The organism is Kribbella pittospori (genome assembly GCF_004331465.1).
Classification (GTDB): Bacteria; Actinomycetota; Actinomycetes; order Propionibacteriales; family Kribbellaceae; genus Kribbella; species Kribbella pittospori.
The window spans coordinates 137,754-155,868 of sequence record NZ_SJKB01000007.1; the positions used below are offsets into that span (position 1 = coordinate 137,754).

Here is an 18,115-nt window from a genome sequence, read left to right on the forward strand (position 1 = left end):
TGGTTGCTCACCGTAGGAGCGAGGATGCCGACTGTCAAGGCTTGCTGCTCTGGATCGAAAAGCCTGGCCGGCGGGCACGATCGGACCGTGGTCTTGTGACTGTTACCGGCGTGCGCGATAGTTGCAGAAGCGGGCTATTCGTTCACGTGGAGGCTTCGTGGGACTGCCGGATGATGCCGCCGAGGCGCGGGCAGCGGGCTGGCGAACTCTGGCCGCTCTGCACGCCCGGATCGAGGACGAGCTGGAGCGTGCGCTGCAGAAGCAGCACGGCCTGTCCGTCAGCGAGTACAGCGTGCTCGACATGCTGGCGCGGCAGGACGACTACCACCTGCGGATGAATCAGCTGTCCAACGCGGTCGTGCTGAGCCAGTCGGCCACCACCCGGCTGGTCAACCGTCTGGAGGACCGCAAGCTCCTGCAGCGGTACCTGTGCCCGACCGACCGCCGCGGCATCTACACCGAGGTCACCCAGGCCGGCCGTGACCTGCGCGACCAGGCCCAGCCGACGCATGACGCCGTACTGACCGCTGCTCTGGAGAAGGCTGCCGGACTGCCTGAGCTGGCTCCGCTGGTCGGTGCTCTGGACAGGCTGGCGATGAAGGTCTGACATGGCCCGCAAGTACGACAACCGCAAGCTCTACTACTGGCTGATGGGCAGCTGTCTGGTGCTGATCGGGCTGGCGTGGTTCGTCGTGCGGCTGTTCTCGATCCCGGTCGCGATCGGGATGAGCGCAGTCGCCGCAGTACTACCGCCGATCGCAGTCATCGTCGCGAACTGGGGTCAGGACTGATCCCAGGGGTCGGATCGAGGTAGAGGTGCCGGACCATCGGGTAGTGCCGGCGTACCTCGCGGTCGACCCGCTCGGCGAGCTGTTCGATCGCAGCGCCGGTGGTCTGCATGTCCTCCAGGTCGACGGTCGCCACCACCAGGACCTGGTCCGGAGCGAGCCGGAGACTGAGCAGTTCGAGGACGCTGTCGATGCCTGGCGTGTCGTTGATGATCGCGCGGATCCGCTGCTGTACGTCGTCCGGCAGCGCCCGGCCGATCAGCATCGTCTTGTTGTCGCGGCCGAGTGTGAAGGCGACGACGATGAGCAGTACGCCGATGGCGATCGACGCGGCGCCGTCCCACAGATGCTGGCCGGTGACGACTGCGAGCGTCACGCCGACGGCTGCGATCAGCAGGCCGATCAGAGCAGCGGTGTCCTCGAACGCTACGGTCTTGACTGCCGGTTCGGCGTTTCTGAGGTGTTCCAGTGCCGGCACGCCTTCCTTGCGGGCCTCCCGTCGTACCTGCCTGACCGCACGGAGCCATGAGGTGCCTTCGAAGATCGCTGAGACCGCCAGGACTGTGTAGATCAGCCCGAGTGACTCGATCGGCTCTGGGTCGATGAGTGCGCGCAGACCCTCGGCGATCGAGAAGCCCGCGCCGAGCACCAGGATGCCGACGGCGGCCAGGAGGGACCAGAAGTAGCGCTCCATCCCGTAGCCGAACGGATGGCGCGCATCGGCAGGCTTCCGGCTGCGGTGGATTGCGGTCAGCAGAAACGCCTGGTTCATGGTGTCCGCGACGGAGTGTGCCGCCTCGGCGAGCAGTGCGGTCGAGCCGGAGAGCAGACCGGCGACGACCTTGGCGATCGCGATCGCCAGATTCGCTGCTCCGGCCAGCAGTACGGTCCCTACTGATTCCTCCGCCATCCACACCGCGTGCCCGTGGGATGGATGGGTCAAACCGAGCCGGTGCTTCGTGGCATGTGGCATGCTCCGGGCTGTGGCGGCGATGGGTGCGGGACGGTTGCTCGGGACGAATCTGCGGATGAGGCGGGACGAGCAGGGCATCTCGCTGTCCGAGCTGGCCCGGCGGTCCGGTATCGCGAAGGGGACGCTCTCGCAACTGGAGTCCGGGGCGGGCAACCCGACGATCGAGACAGTGTTCAGTCTGTCGAACGCTCTGGGGGTCCCGGTGTCGGCGTTGTTGAGCGAGTCGCCGGGCGCGGACCTGGTCCTCGTACGGTCGGCGGACATCGACGTACTGTCCGGTGAAGCGATCGATCTGCGGATGCTGCGGCGGCTGGAGACCCCGGGTGGGCTGTTCGAGGTCTACAACCAGGAGGTCCGGCCGGACGCCGTACAGCAGTCGGACGGGCATCCGGGGACCGAGCATCACATCGTCCTGACCGGGCGGCTGCGGATCACAGCGCGTGGCAGGACTGAGGAGTTGGGGCCGGGCGACTACCTGGCATTCCGGGCCGGCGGGCCGCATGGGTATGAGGCTGTGGACGGGCTGGTGCGGTCGGTGCTGCTGCTGGAGTACCCGCCGGATGCGTACCCGATCACACCGGGCAGCCCGCATGTGCCGGGGTAGTGCCTCGAGAGTGCGTGGTGAGTGCCTGGTGAGTGCATTGACCGTTCCGAGGGTCGGCGCGTAGTCTCGGTTTCGTTCATTTTAGTGAACGGAGGGTCTGATGTCTGGTTCCGCGACACCCGATGTGGTGGTCGTCGGCGCGGGCATGGTCGGCGCGGCCTGTGCCGAGGCGCTCTCCGCCGCGGGCATGCGGGTGCTGGTGATCGATCGCGACGGGCCGGCCGCCGGTACGACGGCCTCCGGTGAGGGCAACGTGCTGGTCTCGGACAAGGAGCCCGGGCCTGAGCTCGAGATGGCGATCGCCTCGCGGGCCGAGTGGGACGTCGTACTGTCCCGGCTGCCGGAGCGGGTCGCCGACGTCGAGTGGGAGACCAAGGGCGGGGTCGTGGTGGCGACGGCCGATCCCGAGCCGCTGAAGGCGTTCGCGGCCAAGCAGCGGGCGGCCGGGGTGGATGCTCGCGTGATCACGCGCGAGGAGGTCTTCGAGCTGGAGCCCCTGCTGACTCCTCGGGTGACGGTCGGGGTGCACTATCCGGACGACGCGCAGGTGCAACCGGTGCTCGCGGCAACGGCTTTGCTCGCGGCCGTCCGGGATCGCGGTGGTGAGATGCGCTCGGGGGTGACGGCGCGGGCGGTGCGGCGCTCGGCGCAGGGGCGGGTTGTCGGGGTCGAGACCGATGACGGTGTGATCGCGTGTCGCGCCGTACTCAATGCTTGTGGGCCGTGGGCCGGGTCGTTCAGTGCTGATGCGGGTGCGCCGATTCAGGTGCTGCCTCGGCGGGGGGTGATCCTGGTGACTGCGCCGCTGCCGGAATGCGTTCGGCACAAGGTGTACGACGCGGACTACGTCGGCGCGGTCGGGAGTGGGGACGCCGAGCTGCAGACGTCGACGGTGGTGGAATCGACGCGGTCCGGGACTGTTCTGATCGGTTCTAGTCGCGAACGGATCGGGTTCGACGACTCTCTTCGGGTGAAGGTGCTGCGTGAGCTGGCCGCGAAGGCGGTTGGGCTGTTCCCCTTCCTGGGCGACGTGCCGGTGATGCGGGCGTATGGCGGGTTCCGTCCTTATGCGCCGGATCATCTGCCGGTGATCGGGCCGGACCCTCGCACGCCGGGTCTGTGGCATGCGACTGGTCATGAAGGTGCGGGCATCGGGCTCGCGCCGTCGACCGGCCGGTTGATCACCGAGCTCTTCCTCGGTCTGGCTCCGCACGTCGATCCCGATCCGTTCCGCGTCGACCGTCCGGCGGTGCTCGCCTCGTGACCGCCTACCTCCGCCCCCGCGAAGGAGACCCCGCCCGAGTCGGTACGCCGACCCCCGTCAACATCACCGTGGACGGCGAACCGGTCACCGCCCTAGCCGGCCAGACAGTCGCCGCGGCCCTCCTCGCCACCGGCCGAGACACCTGGCGAACCACCCGCCTCGCCGCCCGCCCCCGCGGCGTCTTCTGCGGCATCGGCGCCTGCCAAGACTGCCTGGTCATAGTCAACGGCACCCCCGACATCCGAGCCTGCCAACGCACAGTCGAACCCGGAGACGCGATCGCAATGCAGACCGGCGCCGTCCTACCTCAACCCGCAGACGGGCAGCGGGCAGGCGGGACGTCAGCCGCCTCCGACCTGCAGCCTCCGGCGGATCTGGCACCGGCGCCCACCCACCCCGCTTCTACCCCGCGGATGGCTGACGTGGTCGTGGTGGGGGCCGGGCCGGCGGGAATCGCCGCAGCTCTGGCGGCTGCGGACGGTGGTGCGTCGGTGACGTTGATTGACACCGGGCGGAGCGTGGGCGGCCAGTTCAACCGGCAACTGCCCGCGGAGTTCCAAGCACGACGGGCCGGCCGGTTGCAGCACGGCTGGAAGGGATTCGCCTCACAGCGGGATCGGTTGGCGGCGCACGAGCGGATCACACATCTCGCGGAGACCTCCGTGTGGGCAATGGAAGGCCTCCGACTATGGGTGCAACAAGGACCAGCAGACAGCGTCGGACGAGAGGTCTTCGCAGTTGACGCCAAGGCAATCGTCCTAGCCACAGGCGCATACGATCGCGTACTTCCCTTCCCTGGGTGGGATCTGCCAGGCGTCTACAGCGCCGGCGCAGCACAAGCACTGGCCAAGGGACAACGCATCTCCGTCGGCAAACGCGTACTCGTCGCAGGCACCGGCCCATTCCTCCTACCGGTAGCAGAGTCCCTCATCGGAGTAGGCGCCGAGGTAGTCGAGCTACTCGAAGCCAACACCCTGCGAACCGTCCGCCGAGGCTGGCTCACCAACCCACTAGTTGCCTCCAGCAAATTCCTCGAAGCCCTTGGGTACGGCGCCCTCCTGGCGAAGCACCGAATTCCGCTCCGGCACGGCTGGACCGTAGTCGCCGCCCACGGCACCAATCACCTGGAAGCCGTCACCGTCGTGCGACTGGACGACTCATGGCACCCGATCCCAGGCTCCGAACGACGCATCGAGGTCGACGCCGTATGTCTCGGCTTCGGCTTCACCGTCCCACTCGAACTCGCAGTCTCCGCCCGCTGCAAACTCACAACCGGTCCCGACGGCGGCCCAGCAGTCGTAGTCGACCCCCACCAGGAAACCACCACTCCAGGTGTATTCGCAGCCGGCGAGCTCACCGGAATCGGCGGCGCCGACCTAGCCGCCGCCGAAGGCCAGGTAGCCGGCACAGCCGCCGCCCACCACGCGGAAGCCAGCACGCCCCGACCGCCCAGTCCCCGCACAACCACACACCACGTGGACGCGGTGGAGGTGCGGGAGGGCGTGGTGCGGGGGCGGCGGTTTGCGGAGGTGTTGGCGCGGGCTTATCCGGTGCGGGACGGGTGGCGAGCGTGGAGTACGACGGAGACCGTTGTGTGCCGGTGTGAAGAAGTCACGCGCGGAGAGATCGAAGCGGCTGTGACTGGACGTGGTGTGCAGGACGGCCGGGCGCTGAAGCTCAGCAGCCGGGCCGGGCTGGGGATGTGTCAGGGACGGGTCTGTTCGCGGACCGTCGGTGCGCTGGTTGGTGCACCGGAATCATCGATGAAACGACCGATCGCCGTGCCGGTGAGGCTGCGGGATCTGGCAGAGGCTCAGGAGGATCTGTGACCGAGAAGTTGGAAGGCGTGATCGTTGCCACCGCGTTGCCGTACGCCGAGGACGCGTCGGCGCCGGCAGGTTTGCGTCCGGACCTGGACAAGTACGCCGAGCACTGCCGGTGGCTGGTCGACAACGGCTGCCGCGGAGTGGGCCCGAACGGCTCCCTCGGCGAGTACTCGTCGCTGACGGATGACGAGCGCCGAGCCGTCGCCCGTACCGCGATCGAGGCCGTCGGCAACGATGGCATCGTGGTGGTCGGTGTCCACGGCGTCGGCGCACACCAGGCCCGCGCGTGGGCGGAGAAGGCGGCCGAGGACGGTGCAACCGGCGTACTCTGCCTGCCGCCGACCATGTACCGCGCGAACCGTGGCGAGGTGATCCACCACTTCACCGAGGTCGCCAAGGCCGGCCTGCCGGTGATGGTCTACAACAACCCGCACGACACCAAGGTCGACCTGACCCCGGACCTGCTGGGCGAGATCGCCCAGATCGAGAACATCGTCGCGGTCAAGGAGTTCTCCGGCGACGTCCGCCGGATCCTCGAGATCCGCGAGCTCGCGCCGGACCTGGCCGTCATCGCCGGCGCCGACGACCTGACCCTCGAGGCCCTGCTGATGGGCGCGACCGGCTGGTTCGCCGGATTCCCGAACGTGTTCCCGAAGGAATCGGTCCGCTTGTTCGACCTCGCCGTACAAGGCAAGCTGGAAGAGGCGCGGGCGTTGTACGAGCCGCTGGTCGCCGCATTCCGGTGGGACTCGCGGACCGAGTTCGTCCAGGCGATCAAGTACGGCATGGACTACGTCGGCCGGTACGGCGGTCCGAGCCGCCCGCCGCGTGGACCCCTGGTGCCCGAGCACCTCGCCCAACTGGAGCAGGACATGAAGAAAGCAGTGGAGTCGCTGCGATGAGGTCCGTCCGGACCATCAGTGCGATCGACTCGCACACCGAGGGAATGCCGACCCGCGTCGTCACCGGTGGGGTCGGCGTCGTCCCCGGTGCGACGATGGCGGAGCGGCGCGAGTACTTCATCAAGCACCTGGACGACCTGCGGTTGTTCCTGATGAACGAGCCGCGCGGTCACTCGGCGATGAGCGGCGCGATCCTGCAGCCGCCGACCCGCTCCGACGCGGACTGGGGCGTGCTGTACATCGAGGTGTCCGGCCTGCTGCCGATGTGCGGGCACGGCACCATCGGCGTCGCCACCGTGCTGGTGGAGTCCGGCATGGTCGAGGTGACCGAGCCGGTCACCAAGGTCCGCCTCGACACCCCGGCCGGCCTGGTCGTCGTCGACGTTGCCGTCCGCAACGGTCGGGCCGAGCACGTGACGTTGCGCAACGTTCCGTCGTACAGCCATGCACTGGACGCGACCGTCGACGTTCCGGGGCTGGGGAAGGTGACGTACGACCTCGCGTACGGCGGCAACTTCTACGCGATCCTCCCGTTGGAGCAGCTCGGCCTCCCGTTCGACCGGGCCGAGAAGGACCGGATCCTGCAGGCCGGCCGGGACATCATGGACGCGATCAACGCGACCGACCGGCCGGTGCATCCGCTCGATCCGGGGATCAATGGGTGCAAGCATGTGCAGTTCACCGCGCCCGGTCTCGACGGTGCGGACTCGCGCAACGCGATGGCGATCCACCCAGGGTGGTTCGACCGGTCGCCGTGCGGGACGGGTACGTCGGCGCGGATGGCGCAACTGCATGCGCGCGGTGAGCTCGCGCTGAACACCGACTTCGTGAACGAGTCGTTCATCGGCACCCGCTTCACCGGACGCCTGATCGAGGAAACCACGGTCGGCCCACACCCGGCCGTCGTACCAACCGTTACCGGCCGAGCCTGGATCACCGGAACAGCCAACTACCTACTCGACCCCGACGACCCGTTCCCCGCCGGCTTCGTCCTCTAGCCCGGCGATCGCCTGCACACTGGGTCCACCACCTGCACGCCGGGTCTGGGTTGCCTGTCGGTCGTGGGGCGGCGTCGCCGGTTAGTTGAGGTGGTTCTGCCAGTCGGGCGGTACGTTGCCGCCCGGCGCCGGCTGGTCGACCGGGTGGGAGTCCGGCGGCGCGAGCGCCGGACCGTCGTAGTACTGGGACTCGCCGTAGTGCCAGAACCAGTCCTCGCCCGGCTCGAAGCTGCGCACGATCTGGTGCCCCGTCGTGGACGCGTGGGCCGACGCGTGCTGCGCGGGGGAGGAGTCACAGCACCCGATATGCCCGCACTGTGCGCACCGGCGCAGATGGAACCACCAGCCGCCGATCTCCAGGCACTCCACGCACCCGGTCCCGCTCGGCGGGACCGTGCTGTCGATTCCCGGTGTCCCAGAACTCTCCGTCATACCGCACATCCTCGCCTGCGCACCGCCCCCAAACAAGCAGCCCCAACAGCGCAACGCGTCGCCGGCTCTACTCGGGCCAGTCGGAGTTCTTGATCACGTCGACGAAGTCGCCGCGGTGGAAACCGGGGACGAAATGTTCGAGGACGTCGGCCTTGACGTTCCCGAAGGTCGTCTCCGGCCGGTCCTTGATGCCGTCCGTGAACGCGGCCAGGATCCGGTTCTTGAAGTCCGGCCGCGGATGCGCCGCGACCACGGCCGCCCGCTGCTCGTCGGTCACTGTCCGATAACCGATGCCGAGGACATCCAGTTCCACCCCGCGGGTGACGAGCGCGATCTCGGCCGCCATGTGCAACGGGATCTCCGGGGTCGTGTGCAGAGCGATGCCGGTCCAGACCCGATCGGCAGGCTCGCCGGTGACGCCGTGGGCGTGCAGGAAGCGACGCGCTTGGTCGGCGCCGTCGATCTCGAACCGCTGGTCGGTACGACGGAACCGGTCGGTCAGACCGAGGTCGTGGAACATCGCGCCGACGTACAGCAACTCCGGATCGAACTCGAGGCCCTGCTCCCGGCCGCGCAACGCACCGAACAGGAAGACCCGGCGCGAATGATCGAACAGCAGCGGCGACGCCACCTCACGAACCAGTTCGGTCGCCTCGCGGGCCAGGGCGCTGTCCGGGATCCGTACCCCGGCGATCTCTTCACTCATCGTCGTTCTGCCTTCCTGATGTGCCTCGTCTGTGCGTCCAGACTCGCCGGAGTGGCTACGCTGGTGCCATGTCCAGAACGCCACATGAACCACAGATTCGGACACACCGGATCGCTCTCGTGGTGTTTGACGGCGTGACCCTCCTCGACGTCAGCGGCCCGCTCGAAGTCCTTCACCAGGCGAACCGCAACGGCGCCCGGTACGAGTCGAGCCTCGTCTCCCCCGGAGGCGGAGACATCGCGACGTCGTCCGGCCCGACCCTCGCCGCCACCACGGCAGCAGCCGGGGCAGGTCCCTTCGACACGGTGATGGTCGCGGGAGCCGACCACCTGGTCGATCGAGTGCCCGACGACCTCCTCGCGGCGGTCCGCGCTCTCGCGGATCGGGCCGGCCGGGTGGCGTCCGTCTGCACAGGTGCCTTCGTCCTCGCAGGACTCGGCCTCCTGGATGGCCGTAGCGCGACGACCCATTGGCGTCATGCCCAGACCCTCGCGCGCCGCTATCCGTCAGTACGTGTCGAACCGGATGCGCTACACATCCACGACGACCGGTACGTGACCTCCGCTGGCATCAGCGCCGGCATCGACCTGACTCTCGCCCTCGTCGAGGCGGACCACGGCGCAAAGGTCGCTCGCGAGATCGCCCGGGAGCTCGTCGTCTTCATGCAACGACCAGGCGGTCAATCCCAGTTCTCCACAGCGATCGCAACCCCGCCACCTCGCAGCGATCCACTCCGAGCGGTGACCGAGTCTGTGGTCGCCGACCCCGCCGCTGACCACAGCCTGCCCGCACTGGCTGCGTCGGCTGCCCTCAGTCCGCGGCACCTGACTCGCCTGTTCCAGACCGACCTCGACACCACGCCGGCCCGGTGGGTCGAACGTGTACGCCTCGACCGCGCCCAGCAACTCCTCCTCGACGGCCACAGCATCACCTCGGCCGCCCGGCTGAGCGGCCTCGGCAGCGACGAAACCCTCCGTCGAGCCTTCGCCAGGCACCTGGGCACGACCCCCACCGAATACCTCCGCCGCTTCCGCGCAGCCCGCTGACGGGTGATTCAAGAAGAGGACACAAGCTGTCCGCTTCCTGCTGCAGACTCGGAGACATGACGCAGACAACGCAGCAGCTCCCCGGTGGCAAGTCGACGATCACGCCGTACGTCGTGGTGAAAGGCGCTGCTCGCTTCCTCGACTTCGTCGAGCAGACCTTCGAGGTCCGCACCAGCCTCCGCGTCCCCAACCCCGACGGCACCATCGGCCACGCCGAGGTGACCGTAGGCCACTCCGTCCTCATGACCTTCGACGCCGCCCCGGACTGGCAGGACACCCCCAGCTTCCTCAGCGTGTACGTCGACGACGTCGACAAGACCTACGCCCGCGCCCTCGACGCCGGCGCAACCGTCGTCACCCCTCTGATGTACTCCGGCATCACCGGCGACCGCGGTTGCCGAGTCAAAGACCCCCTCGGCAACATCTGGTGGCTACAAACCCACCTCCAAGACGTAGACCCCACCACCCTCCCCGACCTCTTCACCAACCCAACAGAACAAGCCACCATCCGCGAAGCTCAAGCTTCCTTCGCAAAAGAAATGCAGGACAGAATCACCAACCAGTGAGCTTCAGCGGTTGGTTTGGGTGGTGATGTGTTTGAAGAGGGCTGGGTGGATTCGGGTGCGTACGCCGTTGGACCACGGTTCGTCCAGGTCGGTGATGTCGAGGGCGGCGACGTTGTTCAGGAGCATGCCGTAGGCGAGGAAGGACTTCACTGTGACGGGGTCCAGGCCGGTGGTGTCGGCGACTGTGTTCCACATGTGGGCGAGGCGGGCCCGGACGAGGTCGCGGACGTCGGGGTCTCCGCAGGCGGCGAAGCCTTGGAGTTGGAGCAGGAGGGTGGTGCGGTCGGCGAGTAGTTCGTAGTACTGCGAACCCATCAGCGTCAGCGCATCAAGGCCTTGCTCGCCGTCGGCGGCTTGGGACATGCCGTCGCTGAAGCGATCGAAGGCTGCGCCGACCAGTTCCAGGAACAGGGCCTTCTTGGTCCCGAACATCCGAAAGACGTACGCCTGCGTGATGCCGGCCTCGCGGGCGATCGCCTCGATCGACGCACCGTGAAGGCCATGATCCGCGAACTCACGCGCGGCGATCCCCAAGAGCTGGGATCGCCGCTCCGATCCCCTCATGCGTGCAGCCATGGTGGTTAGGTTACTAGTTACTAACTACTAACTTGTACTGTGGTGAGGTGGACACTGACACCTGGGCTGGCTTGGTTGACCAATTCGCCGATGGGGCGTACGCCACGGTGAAGGGGCGCGTGCGCACGTACGTGATGCACCAGCAGTTGCTGGAGCATCTGCCACCGCCGCCCGCGTCTGTGCTCGATGTCGGGGGTGGCGCGGGTCATCAGTCGTTCCCGTTGGCGCGAGCCCGGTACGACGTGACGTTGCTCGATCCGTCACCCGCGATGCTGGACAAGGCGCGAAAGCGACTCGAGGGATTGCCCGCTGAGGCCCAGCGACGGGTGACGTTCGTGGAGGCGGACGGTGCGAACGCCGACGAAGCGGTCGATGGTCGGCGCTTCGACGCCGTGCTGTGCCATGGCGTGCTTGGATACCTTGAGCACGACGAGCCGGTGCTCGACCAGCTGTGCCTGTGCGCTGCTCCCGGCGGCCTGGTCTCGATCATGGCGGGCAACGCCAACACATCCGCGGTCCGCCCAGCGATGGAACGCCGCTGGGCCGACGCCCTCGCAGCATTCGACGCCACCGAAGAGATCGGGGTCCTAGGACTGCGGACCCGAGCACACACGGTCGAGCAGCTCACCAACCTCCTGCGGGACCGGGATGTGGAGACCCTGCGCTGGTACGGCGTATGGCACTTCGTCGACTGGCTGGATTTCGCCGGCGCCAGCCTGGACCCCACCGACACAAAGCAACTGGAAGCAACAGCCGCAGTAGAACTAGAAGCCAGCCGCCGAGACCCCTACCGCCAACTAAGCCGAATCTTCCACCTCATTGGCCGCAAACGCCCGAGCTGACGGAACCATCGACCGCTACGTCAGGAGCGCGTTCAGCAGGCCGCGTGCAGCTGGACCACCAGCACATGTCGCGTCCTTCGCACACCCTTACAGGACCTCGTCCACGCCGGCCTGAGGATCCACGTGCGGGCGAGACCACGGGGTGGTCGGTAAGCCGGGCGACGCAGGAGTCCGGCGCGGGCAAGGAAGGGGGCGGGTGGGAGCGGCTGCGTAGCGCGCGACGGTAGGAGCGCGCGTGGCGGACGCGTCGGGGGGCTACGTGAAGCGGAGGGGTTGGCCGGGGCGGAGTTGGGCGCAGGGGTTTTGGTGGGGGGTGGTGAGGTAGGCGATGACCGGGTAGCCGCCGGTTACGGGGTGGTCGGCCAGGAAGATGACGGGGAGGCCGGAGGGTGGGATTTGGATGGCGCCCAGGGTCATGCCTTCGCTGGCCAGTTCGCGGGTGCGGGCGCGTTCGAGGGGTTTGCCGTCGAGGCGGACGCCGACTCGGTTGCTGTTGCTGCTGACGGTGTACGACTGGGTGGTGAAGCTGGCCCAGGCGGCGTCGGTGAACCAGTCGCGGCGGGGGCCGGGGGTTACGCGTACGACGACTTCGCCGGCGGGCGGGTCCGCGACGGGGGCGAGATCCACCCCGGGCATCGGGTCGTAGGAGCAGCCGACCGGCAGGGTCTGGCCGGCGGTGAGGGGTGCCGGGCCGAGGCCGGAGAGCAGGTCGGTCGAGCGGGAGCCCAGGACCGGCGGTACGTCGATTCCGCCGCGAAAGGCGACGTACGTGCGGAGACCGGTCCGTGGCGGGCCGAGTCGGAGTACAGAGCCGGACTTGATCACGGCCGGTGCGTTGAACGGCACGCCGGGGCAGGGTGCGCCGGTGATGGCGATGGTCAGGTCGTTGTCGGCGTGCAGTACGAGACCGCCGAAGGTGACCTCGATCGCGGCGGCACCGTCGCGGTTTCCGACCAGCCGGTTGGCGAGCGCGTACGACGCGCGGTCGCAGGCGCCGGACGTGGGGATGCCGAGGGACGCCTGTCCGATTCTGCCGGTGTCCTGGATTGTTGCCAAAGGCCCCGTTTCGAGGATGGTGAGGCTGGTCATCCACGGCCCGCGTCGACGAACCGGACCCGGCGGCCCGGATGGAACAGAGCGGCGGGATCCCGCTCCTGGTCGAAGATCTTCACGTCGGTCCGGCCGATCAACTGCCACCCACCCGGCGATTCACGCGGATACACCCCACTGAACTCCCCGGCCAGAGCCACGGCTCCAGGCGGCACCTTGGTCCTTGGAGATTGACGTCGCGGGACATCCCAGGTCGCAGACGACGTGAGGTAACCGAAGCCGGGGGAGAAGCCGCAGAAGGCGACGGTCCACTCCTCGCCGGTGTGCCGTTGGACGACCTCGCCGACGCTGCAGCCCAGCACGTCAGCGACGTCCTGCAGATCCTCGCCGTCGTAGGTCACTGGCAGCTCGATCAAGTCCCCGACCGCGTGGGCACCGTCGGCAAGTGTGACTGAGCGCAGGGCGCGAGACAGTGCGTCCAGACCACCGGCGGTGGTGACCATGACGGTACGCGCGGCGGGGACGATGTCGATGACGTCGGCAGGTGGTGAATCGGTGAGGGCGGAGTAGTAGCCGAGGACCTGGTCGAGGGTGTCGAGTTCGACCAGGAGCGCGTGGTCGCCGGAGGGCAGAATCCGCATCACTGGGCGAACGGGCTCAACGTCACGCCCGCCCCCTCCATCGCGGACCGCACCCGGCGCGCGATGTCGACCGCGCCCGGCGTATCGCCGTGCACGCAGATCGAGGCCGGCTCGACCTTCAGCGTCCCGCCCTCGATGTCGTGGATCGGCTGCCCGGTCGCCATCGCCGTACACCGGGCAGCGATCTCGTCCGCGTCGTGCAGCACCGACCCGGCCTCGCGCCGCGACACCAAGGTCCCGGAGGGTGTGTACGCACGGTCCGCGAAAGCCTCATGTACGACGGGCAGTCCGGTGTCGGCCGCGAGTCGCAGCCAGGCCGACCCGGGCAGACCGAGCACCGGCAGCGAACGGTCGTAGTCGGCGACCGCGCCAACGACGGCAGCGGCCTGCTCGAGATGGTGGCCGATCGTGTTGTACAGCGCGCCGTGCGGCTTCACGTACCGGACCCGGTCACCCGCGATCCGCGCGAAGCCGTCCAGTGCGGCGATCTGGTACACGACCTCGTCACGCAGCGCCGACGGCTCGATGTCGACGAAGCGCCGACCGAACCCTGCCTTGTCGGCGTACCCAACGTGCGCCCCGATCGCCACGCCACGCGAGACCGCCCGCGCAGTCACTCGGCGCATGATCGACGGATCGCCGGCGTGGAAGCCGCAGGCCACGTTGGCGCTGGTGACGACGTCCAGCAGGGCGTTGTCGTCACCCATTTGCCACGATCCGAATCCCTCACCGAGATCGGCGTTGAGGTCCATGAACACTCCTCCAAGTTAGAACAGGGCGACGATCGAACGAACGGCCAGATACACGGTGAGCAGCCAGGCCGCCCCGCCAAGACAGAGCAGCCAGCGCGGGTAGCGATGGCCACGGAGCAGGTCGGGACGCTGCCACGCCACCCAGAGAAGCACGCCGATCCCCAGCGGCAACAGCAACCCGTTGAACGCTCCCGCGAACAGAAGCAGTTGGGCGGGCGCCGTACCGACGGCCAGGTAGATCACCGTGCTGGCCGCGATGAACAGCACGACGAGGACCGTCCTGGTCCCTTCCGACGTCTTCGTCCGCGAGGTGACGAACGTGACCGTCGTGTACGCCGCTCCGATCACGCAGGCGATTGACGCCGCCCACAGCACAACCCCGAAGGCGCGCAGTCCGAACTCGCCCGCCGCCTGCTGAAACGCCGAGGCCGTCGGGTTCGCCGGGTCGAGGGTCGCTCCACCAGCGACGACACCGAGTACGGCGAGGAACAAGGCGACCCGCATCAGACCGGTCAGCAGGATCCCGCCGACCGCCGCACGGCTGATGTCCTGGACGTACGGCGGCCCGGACACCCCGGAGTCGAGCAGCCGGTGGGCGCCGGCGTACATGATGTAGCCGCCGATCGTTCCGCCGATCAGGGTGGTGATGACGAGGAAGTTCGCGTGGGACGGCAGTACGACGTTCCGCAGCGCCTGGCCGACCGGTGGGTCCGAGGTGATCGCGACGTACCCGGTGAGCATGATGATCACGGTGCCGAGAATGATCACCACGCGATCCATCGCGACCCCGGCCCGCCGGGACAAGAAGATGCCGATGGCAATGACTGCGGAGAGTGCGCCGCCGAGCCGCGGATCCAGCCCGATCATGGCGTCGGTGCCGAGCCCGGTGCCGGAGACGTTGCCGATCGTGAACACGAGCCCGCCGGCGAACAGCAGCGCGGACATCGCCGTACCGAGTCGGGGTGCGACCAGGTTGCCGAGCTCTTGCGCCCGGCGTCCGGAGACGCCGATCACCCGCCACACGTTCAGTTGCACCGCGATGTCGACCAGCACCGAGACGACGATCGCGAAAGCGAACGCCGCGCCGAGCGACACGGTGAACAGCGTGGTCTGGGTGATGAACCCGGGCCCGATCGCGGAGGTGGCCATCAGGAACGTGGCGCCGATCAGCGTCGACCGGCTGCCGGTTTTCATGCAGTTGTCCGGCGTCTTCCGGCCGGCCGCGGGGGCGAGCCGGCGGGCATAGGGATTGGTCCGGCGCACCACCGGCTTCGTGATGGGGCGGCGGGGCGGCTTCACGCGGTACGGCCGCGAGGTGGGCATCGGCATGGCGGGGTCTCCTCGGTCGAGCGGGCTGCTGTCGGGATGGGCTCCATGGCTGTGAGTAACGAGTGATGACTCGAGCGTAGAGATTGTTCAACAATCCTGCAAGAGTCTTGTTCCACTAAACTTCCCCTCACCGCCTCGGGTGGGCGATGATGCGGAGATGAGCACGGGTGGGGCCGACGAGGGCCGGCAGGCATGGTTGCGGACAGTGGCCGACGATGTCGCGCGGCTGGACCGCAGCAGTTCGGCTGAGCGGGCCGCCGACATCCTGCGTCGGAGCATCACCGAGGGCGCATTGCCGCCGGGCGCCCAGCTCTCCGAGATCGAGCTGACCGAGGTCCTGGAGGTCAGCCGGAACACGCTGCGGGAAGCGTTCCGGCTGCTGACCCACGAGGGCCTGCTGGTCTACAAGCTGCACCGCGGGGTCTTCGTCCCGGAGCTGGACGAGCGAGACGTGATCGACCTGTACCGGCTCCGCCGCGTCCTCGAGGTCGACGTCGTCCGCGGTCTCTCCGAGCGCGACCCGGAGCTTCCGTCCAGCCGGCTCGAGCCGTTGCAGGCGGACGTCGAGGCCGCCGAGGCAGCCGCCCTCGTGGATCGCTGGCCGGCCGTCGGTACGGCGAACATGCGATTTCACGAGCACCTGATCGGTCTGGCCGACAGCACCCGGATGGACGCGATCACCGGACGCCTGCTCGCCGAGTTGCGGCTGCTCTTCCACGTGATCGCGACCCCGCGCGAGCTGCACGAGCCGTACATCGCGCGCAACCGCGGGCTGTTCGAGCTGCTCGAGGCGCGCAAGTACGAGCAGGCTGCAGCCGACCTGCACCAGTACCTGCTCGACAGCGAGCAGGGGATTCTCGAGGCATTCCGGACTCGCTGATCCAGATGCGATAAGGGCTTGCGCGCCCCGCCACGACCTGAGTTGATACCTGTAACCGTCAGCTGCAAAGGGGAGCACAGCGCATGACCGAGGACGACCGTACCGAGCAGACGCCGAAGTCCTACCGCCCGATCGACGCGAAGGGATTCCGGGAGTCCATCTCGCGCGGCTGGGGGCCCGTCGACCGATCCGTGACCATGCCGGAGGGACTTGCGGAAGCTGCCGCCGAACACCGGCGCAAGCTGTCGGCGTCGCTGCCGGGCCGGCGGATCGCGATCGCGGCCGGCCGTGCACCGGTTCGTTCGAACGACACCGACTACCTGTTCCGCGCCGACAGTGACTTCGTCTGGCTCACCGGTTGCCAGGCGGAAGGGGCCGTACTGGTGCTGTCGGCCGATGGCGACGCGACGCTGTACCTGCGGGAGACCGCCGGGCCGGACGAGGCGGACTTCTTCGCCAACGCGCGCGACGGTGAGCTGTGGATCGGGCCGGTGCCGGGCCTGAAGGACTGGTCGGACGCGCTGCAGATCCCGTGCCGCCCGATCGAGGAGCTTCCCCAGGGCGTGCGTGGCGCGGTGCCGTTCATGCTGTCGGTGCCCGGTGTCGAGCCGATGCTCGACGCTTTGGTCCGGACCTCACCGACGGACGGGAACTCGCTGCGCCAGACGCTGGCGGAGCTGCGCCGGATCAAGGACGACTGGGAGCTGGACCAGCTGCGGGAGGCCGTCGCGGCCAGCGTGCTCGCGTTCGGCGACGTGGCGAGTGAGCTGCCGGAGGCGATCCGGGGCGGCGGAGAGCGCTGGCTGCAAGGCACCTTCGACCGGCGCGCGCGGACCGCGGGCAACGGCGTCGGGTACGCCTCGATCGTTGCTGCTGGCAATCACGCGCCGGTGCTGCACTGGGTCCGCAACGACGGCCCGGTGAACGAGGGCGACGTGATCCTGCTGGACGCCGGCGTCGAGACCCGGACGCTCTACACCGCCGACGTGACCCGGACGTTCCCGGCCACCGGCGAGTACACCGCGGCCCAGCGGCAGGTGCACGACCTCGTGCACAAGGCTCAGTTGGCGTCACTCGATGCGGTCAAGGTCGGAGCGCCGTACCGCGCCTTCCAGTACGAGGCGATGCAGGTGCTGGCCGAGGGACTGCGCGACTGGGGGCTGCTCGACGTCTCGATCGACGAACTGCTCGGCCCGGACGGGCAGCAGCACCGCCGCTTCATCGTGTGCGGGACGGGCCACTACATCGGCCTCGACGTCCACGACTGTGACGCTTCGCGTCCGGAGGCGTACTTCGCCGGCGACATCGAGGCCGGGATGGCACTCGCGGTCGAGCCCGGGCTGTACTTCCACCCGAACGACGAGACCGTTCCACCGGAACTGCGCGGGATCGGAATCCGGATCGAGGACAACGTGGTCGTGCACTCCGACCGGCTCGAGATCCTCACCAAGGACCTTCCGATCACCACCGACGGCCTGGAGAAGTGGACCCGGTCCCACCTCGACGCGCGGTGACCGGACGACTGCGGAAAATTATCCGTCACAAGCAGTAACACTGAGGCCCTCGGCAACGATGTAGCGAGCGGGGGAGGGTCGAACTCGGCCCGGCGCGTGGTAGTGGGGGGCCGCGGACCACGCGCCCGGCCGAGACGGCCAACACTGGGGCCAGGGGGGACCCAGGATCCTGGGGCACGGGGAGCACGTCATGAATCTGCGAGTGCGTGTAGTTCACTGCGGCGATCGACGCTGGTACGCCGACATCGACGACGCCGATGATCCGCAGCCCGACGATCCGTTCTGGTACGTCGACAACTGCCGATCCCAGCCGCAGGCCCTGGAATCCGCCTGCGCCGAACTTCGCCTGCTGGCGGGCCGGATGGTCCGCGGCGACGAGATCAACCGTGTGCTCGAGGTGACCGGCGTACCGGTCTGAGGTCACAC

General features: G+C 68.3%; 21 protein-coding genes. 13 read left to right on the forward strand and 8 right to left on the reverse strand.

What is annotated here, in order from left to right; all coding sequences use genetic code 11:
* The first annotated feature begins 157 nt into the window (after nt 1–157).
* A complete protein-coding gene (locus tag E0H73_RS22765; protein ID WP_131359801.1) occupies nt 158–607 on the forward strand; it encodes a MarR family winged helix-turn-helix transcriptional regulator in 450 nt (149 codons plus the stop codon).
* Between the two features lies 1 nt (nt 608).
* Nucleotides 609–791 (forward strand): DUF3099 domain-containing protein, encoded by a 183-nt coding sequence (locus E0H73_RS22770; RefSeq protein ID WP_131359803.1) that lies wholly within the window; start codon nt 609–611, stop codon nt 789–791.
* Here the strand turns inward: E0H73_RS22770 and E0H73_RS22775 are convergent.
* A complete protein-coding gene (locus tag E0H73_RS22775) occupies nt 763–1,698 on the reverse strand; it encodes a cation diffusion facilitator family transporter (RefSeq protein WP_165555787.1) in 936 nt (311 codons plus the stop codon). The genes E0H73_RS22770 and E0H73_RS22775 overlap by 29 nt on opposite strands.
* A gap of 61 nt (nt 1,699–1,759) precedes the next feature.
* Between E0H73_RS22775 and E0H73_RS22780 the strand changes: the two genes are divergently transcribed.
* The 5 genes from E0H73_RS22780 (at nt 1,760) to E0H73_RS22800 (ending at nt 7,355) form a co-directional block, all read left to right on the forward strand.
* Complete coding sequence (locus tag E0H73_RS22780) at nt 1,760–2,365, forward strand: helix-turn-helix domain-containing protein (RefSeq protein WP_131359807.1); 606 nt, start codon at nt 1,760–1,762, stop codon at nt 2,363–2,365.
* 100 nt (nt 2,366–2,465) lie between these two features.
* Nucleotides 2,466–3,629, forward strand: coding sequence for an NAD(P)/FAD-dependent oxidoreductase (locus tag E0H73_RS22785; protein ID WP_131359809.1), 1,164 nt, complete (start codon nt 2,466–2,468; stop codon nt 3,627–3,629).
* The gene (locus E0H73_RS22790) at nt 3,626–5,458 is read left to right on the forward strand and encodes an FAD-dependent oxidoreductase (RefSeq protein WP_131359811.1); all 1,833 of its coding nucleotides are present in this window, start codon (nt 3,626–3,628) and stop codon (nt 5,456–5,458) included. Before E0H73_RS22785 ends, E0H73_RS22790 begins: the two co-directional genes overlap by 4 nt.
* Nucleotides 5,455–6,357, forward strand: coding sequence for a dihydrodipicolinate synthase family protein (locus E0H73_RS22795; RefSeq protein WP_131359813.1), 903 nt, complete (start codon nt 5,455–5,457; stop codon nt 6,355–6,357). The genes E0H73_RS22790 and E0H73_RS22795 overlap by 4 nt, the downstream gene beginning before the upstream one ends.
* Nucleotides 6,354–7,355 carry a proline racemase family protein gene (locus tag E0H73_RS22800; protein WP_131359815.1) on the forward strand — a complete coding sequence of 334 codons (1,002 nt, stop codon included), beginning with the start codon at nt 6,354–6,356 and terminating at the stop codon, nt 7,353–7,355. Before E0H73_RS22795 ends, E0H73_RS22800 begins: the two co-directional genes overlap by 4 nt.
* An 81-nt stretch (nt 7,356–7,436) precedes the next feature.
* Here the strand turns inward: E0H73_RS22800 and E0H73_RS22805 are convergent, their stop codons facing one another.
* Both E0H73_RS22805 and E0H73_RS22810 read right to left on the reverse strand, forming a co-directional pair.
* Nucleotides 7,437–7,787 (reverse strand): UBP-type zinc finger domain-containing protein, encoded by a 351-nt coding sequence (locus tag E0H73_RS22805; protein ID WP_131359817.1) that lies wholly within the window; start codon nt 7,785–7,787, stop codon nt 7,437–7,439.
* Nucleotides 7,788–7,854: 67 nt separating this feature from the next.
* Nucleotides 7,855–8,493, reverse strand: coding sequence for an HD domain-containing protein (locus E0H73_RS22810; protein ID WP_131359819.1), 639 nt, complete (start codon nt 8,491–8,493; stop codon nt 7,855–7,857).
* 68 nt (nt 8,494–8,561) lie between these two features.
* Here E0H73_RS22810 and E0H73_RS22815 point away from each other — a divergent pair, with 68 nt between their 5' ends.
* Nucleotides 8,562–9,539 carry a GlxA family transcriptional regulator gene (locus E0H73_RS22815; protein ID WP_131359821.1) on the forward strand — a complete coding sequence of 326 codons (978 nt, stop codon included), beginning with the start codon at nt 8,562–8,564 and terminating at the stop codon, nt 9,537–9,539.
* Nucleotides 9,540–9,595: 56 nt separating this feature from the next.
* On the forward strand, nt 9,596–10,105 hold the full coding sequence (locus tag E0H73_RS22820) for a VOC family protein (protein ID WP_131359822.1): 510 nt from the start codon (nt 9,596–9,598) through the stop codon (nt 10,103–10,105).
* A gap of 3 nt (nt 10,106–10,108) precedes the next feature.
* On the opposite strand, the gene E0H73_RS22825 is transcribed toward E0H73_RS22820, so the two are convergent.
* Nucleotides 10,109–10,681: a TetR/AcrR family transcriptional regulator gene (locus tag E0H73_RS22825; protein ID WP_202867515.1), complete on the reverse strand. Its 573-nt coding sequence runs from the start codon at nt 10,679–10,681 to the stop codon at nt 10,109–10,111.
* A gap of 47 nt (nt 10,682–10,728) precedes the next feature.
* Between E0H73_RS22825 and E0H73_RS22830 the strand changes: the two genes are divergently transcribed.
* Nucleotides 10,729–11,523 (forward strand): class I SAM-dependent methyltransferase, encoded by a 795-nt coding sequence (locus E0H73_RS22830; protein WP_131359824.1) that lies wholly within the window; start codon nt 10,729–10,731, stop codon nt 11,521–11,523.
* Nucleotides 11,524–11,778: 255 nt separating this feature from the next.
* Here the strand turns inward: E0H73_RS22830 and E0H73_RS22835 are convergent, their stop codons facing one another.
* From E0H73_RS22835 to E0H73_RS22850, 4 genes are read right to left on the reverse strand one after another with little or no spacing between them, the layout of a single operon-like run.
* A complete protein-coding gene (locus tag E0H73_RS22835) occupies nt 11,779–12,612 on the reverse strand; it encodes a 5-oxoprolinase subunit C family protein (RefSeq protein ID WP_131359826.1) in 834 nt (277 codons plus the stop codon).
* Nucleotides 12,609–13,214, reverse strand: a complete 606-nt coding sequence (locus E0H73_RS22840) for a 5-oxoprolinase subunit B family protein (RefSeq protein WP_131359828.1) — start codon at nt 13,212–13,214, stop codon at nt 12,609–12,611. The genes E0H73_RS22835 and E0H73_RS22840 overlap by 4 nt, the downstream gene beginning before the upstream one ends.
* On the reverse strand, nt 13,214–13,966 hold the full coding sequence (locus tag E0H73_RS22845) for a LamB/YcsF family protein (RefSeq protein WP_202867516.1): 753 nt from the start codon (nt 13,964–13,966) through the stop codon (nt 13,214–13,216). Before E0H73_RS22845 ends, E0H73_RS22840 begins: the two co-directional genes overlap by 1 nt.
* A 15-nt stretch (nt 13,967–13,981) precedes the next feature.
* Nucleotides 13,982–15,295: an NRAMP family divalent metal transporter gene (locus tag E0H73_RS22850; protein ID WP_238164177.1), complete on the reverse strand. Its 1,314-nt coding sequence runs from the start codon at nt 15,293–15,295 to the stop codon at nt 13,982–13,984.
* 157 nt (nt 15,296–15,452) lie between these two features.
* Here E0H73_RS22850 and E0H73_RS22855 point away from each other — a divergent pair, with 157 nt between their 5' ends.
* The 3 genes from E0H73_RS22855 (at nt 15,453) to E0H73_RS22865 (ending at nt 18,107) form a co-directional block, all read left to right on the forward strand.
* Nucleotides 15,453–16,175 carry a GntR family transcriptional regulator gene (locus E0H73_RS22855; RefSeq protein ID WP_131359832.1) on the forward strand — a complete coding sequence of 241 codons (723 nt, stop codon included), beginning with the start codon at nt 15,453–15,455 and terminating at the stop codon, nt 16,173–16,175.
* Between the two features lie 83 nt (nt 16,176–16,258).
* Nucleotides 16,259–17,689 carry an aminopeptidase P family protein gene (locus tag E0H73_RS22860; RefSeq protein WP_131359834.1) on the forward strand — a complete coding sequence of 477 codons (1,431 nt, stop codon included), beginning with the start codon at nt 16,259–16,261 and terminating at the stop codon, nt 17,687–17,689.
* 190 nt (nt 17,690–17,879) lie between these two features.
* Nucleotides 17,880–18,107: a hypothetical protein gene (locus E0H73_RS22865; protein WP_131359836.1), complete on the forward strand. Its 228-nt coding sequence runs from the start codon at nt 17,880–17,882 to the stop codon at nt 18,105–18,107.
* The last annotated feature ends 8 nt before the right edge of the window (nt 18,108–18,115 follow it).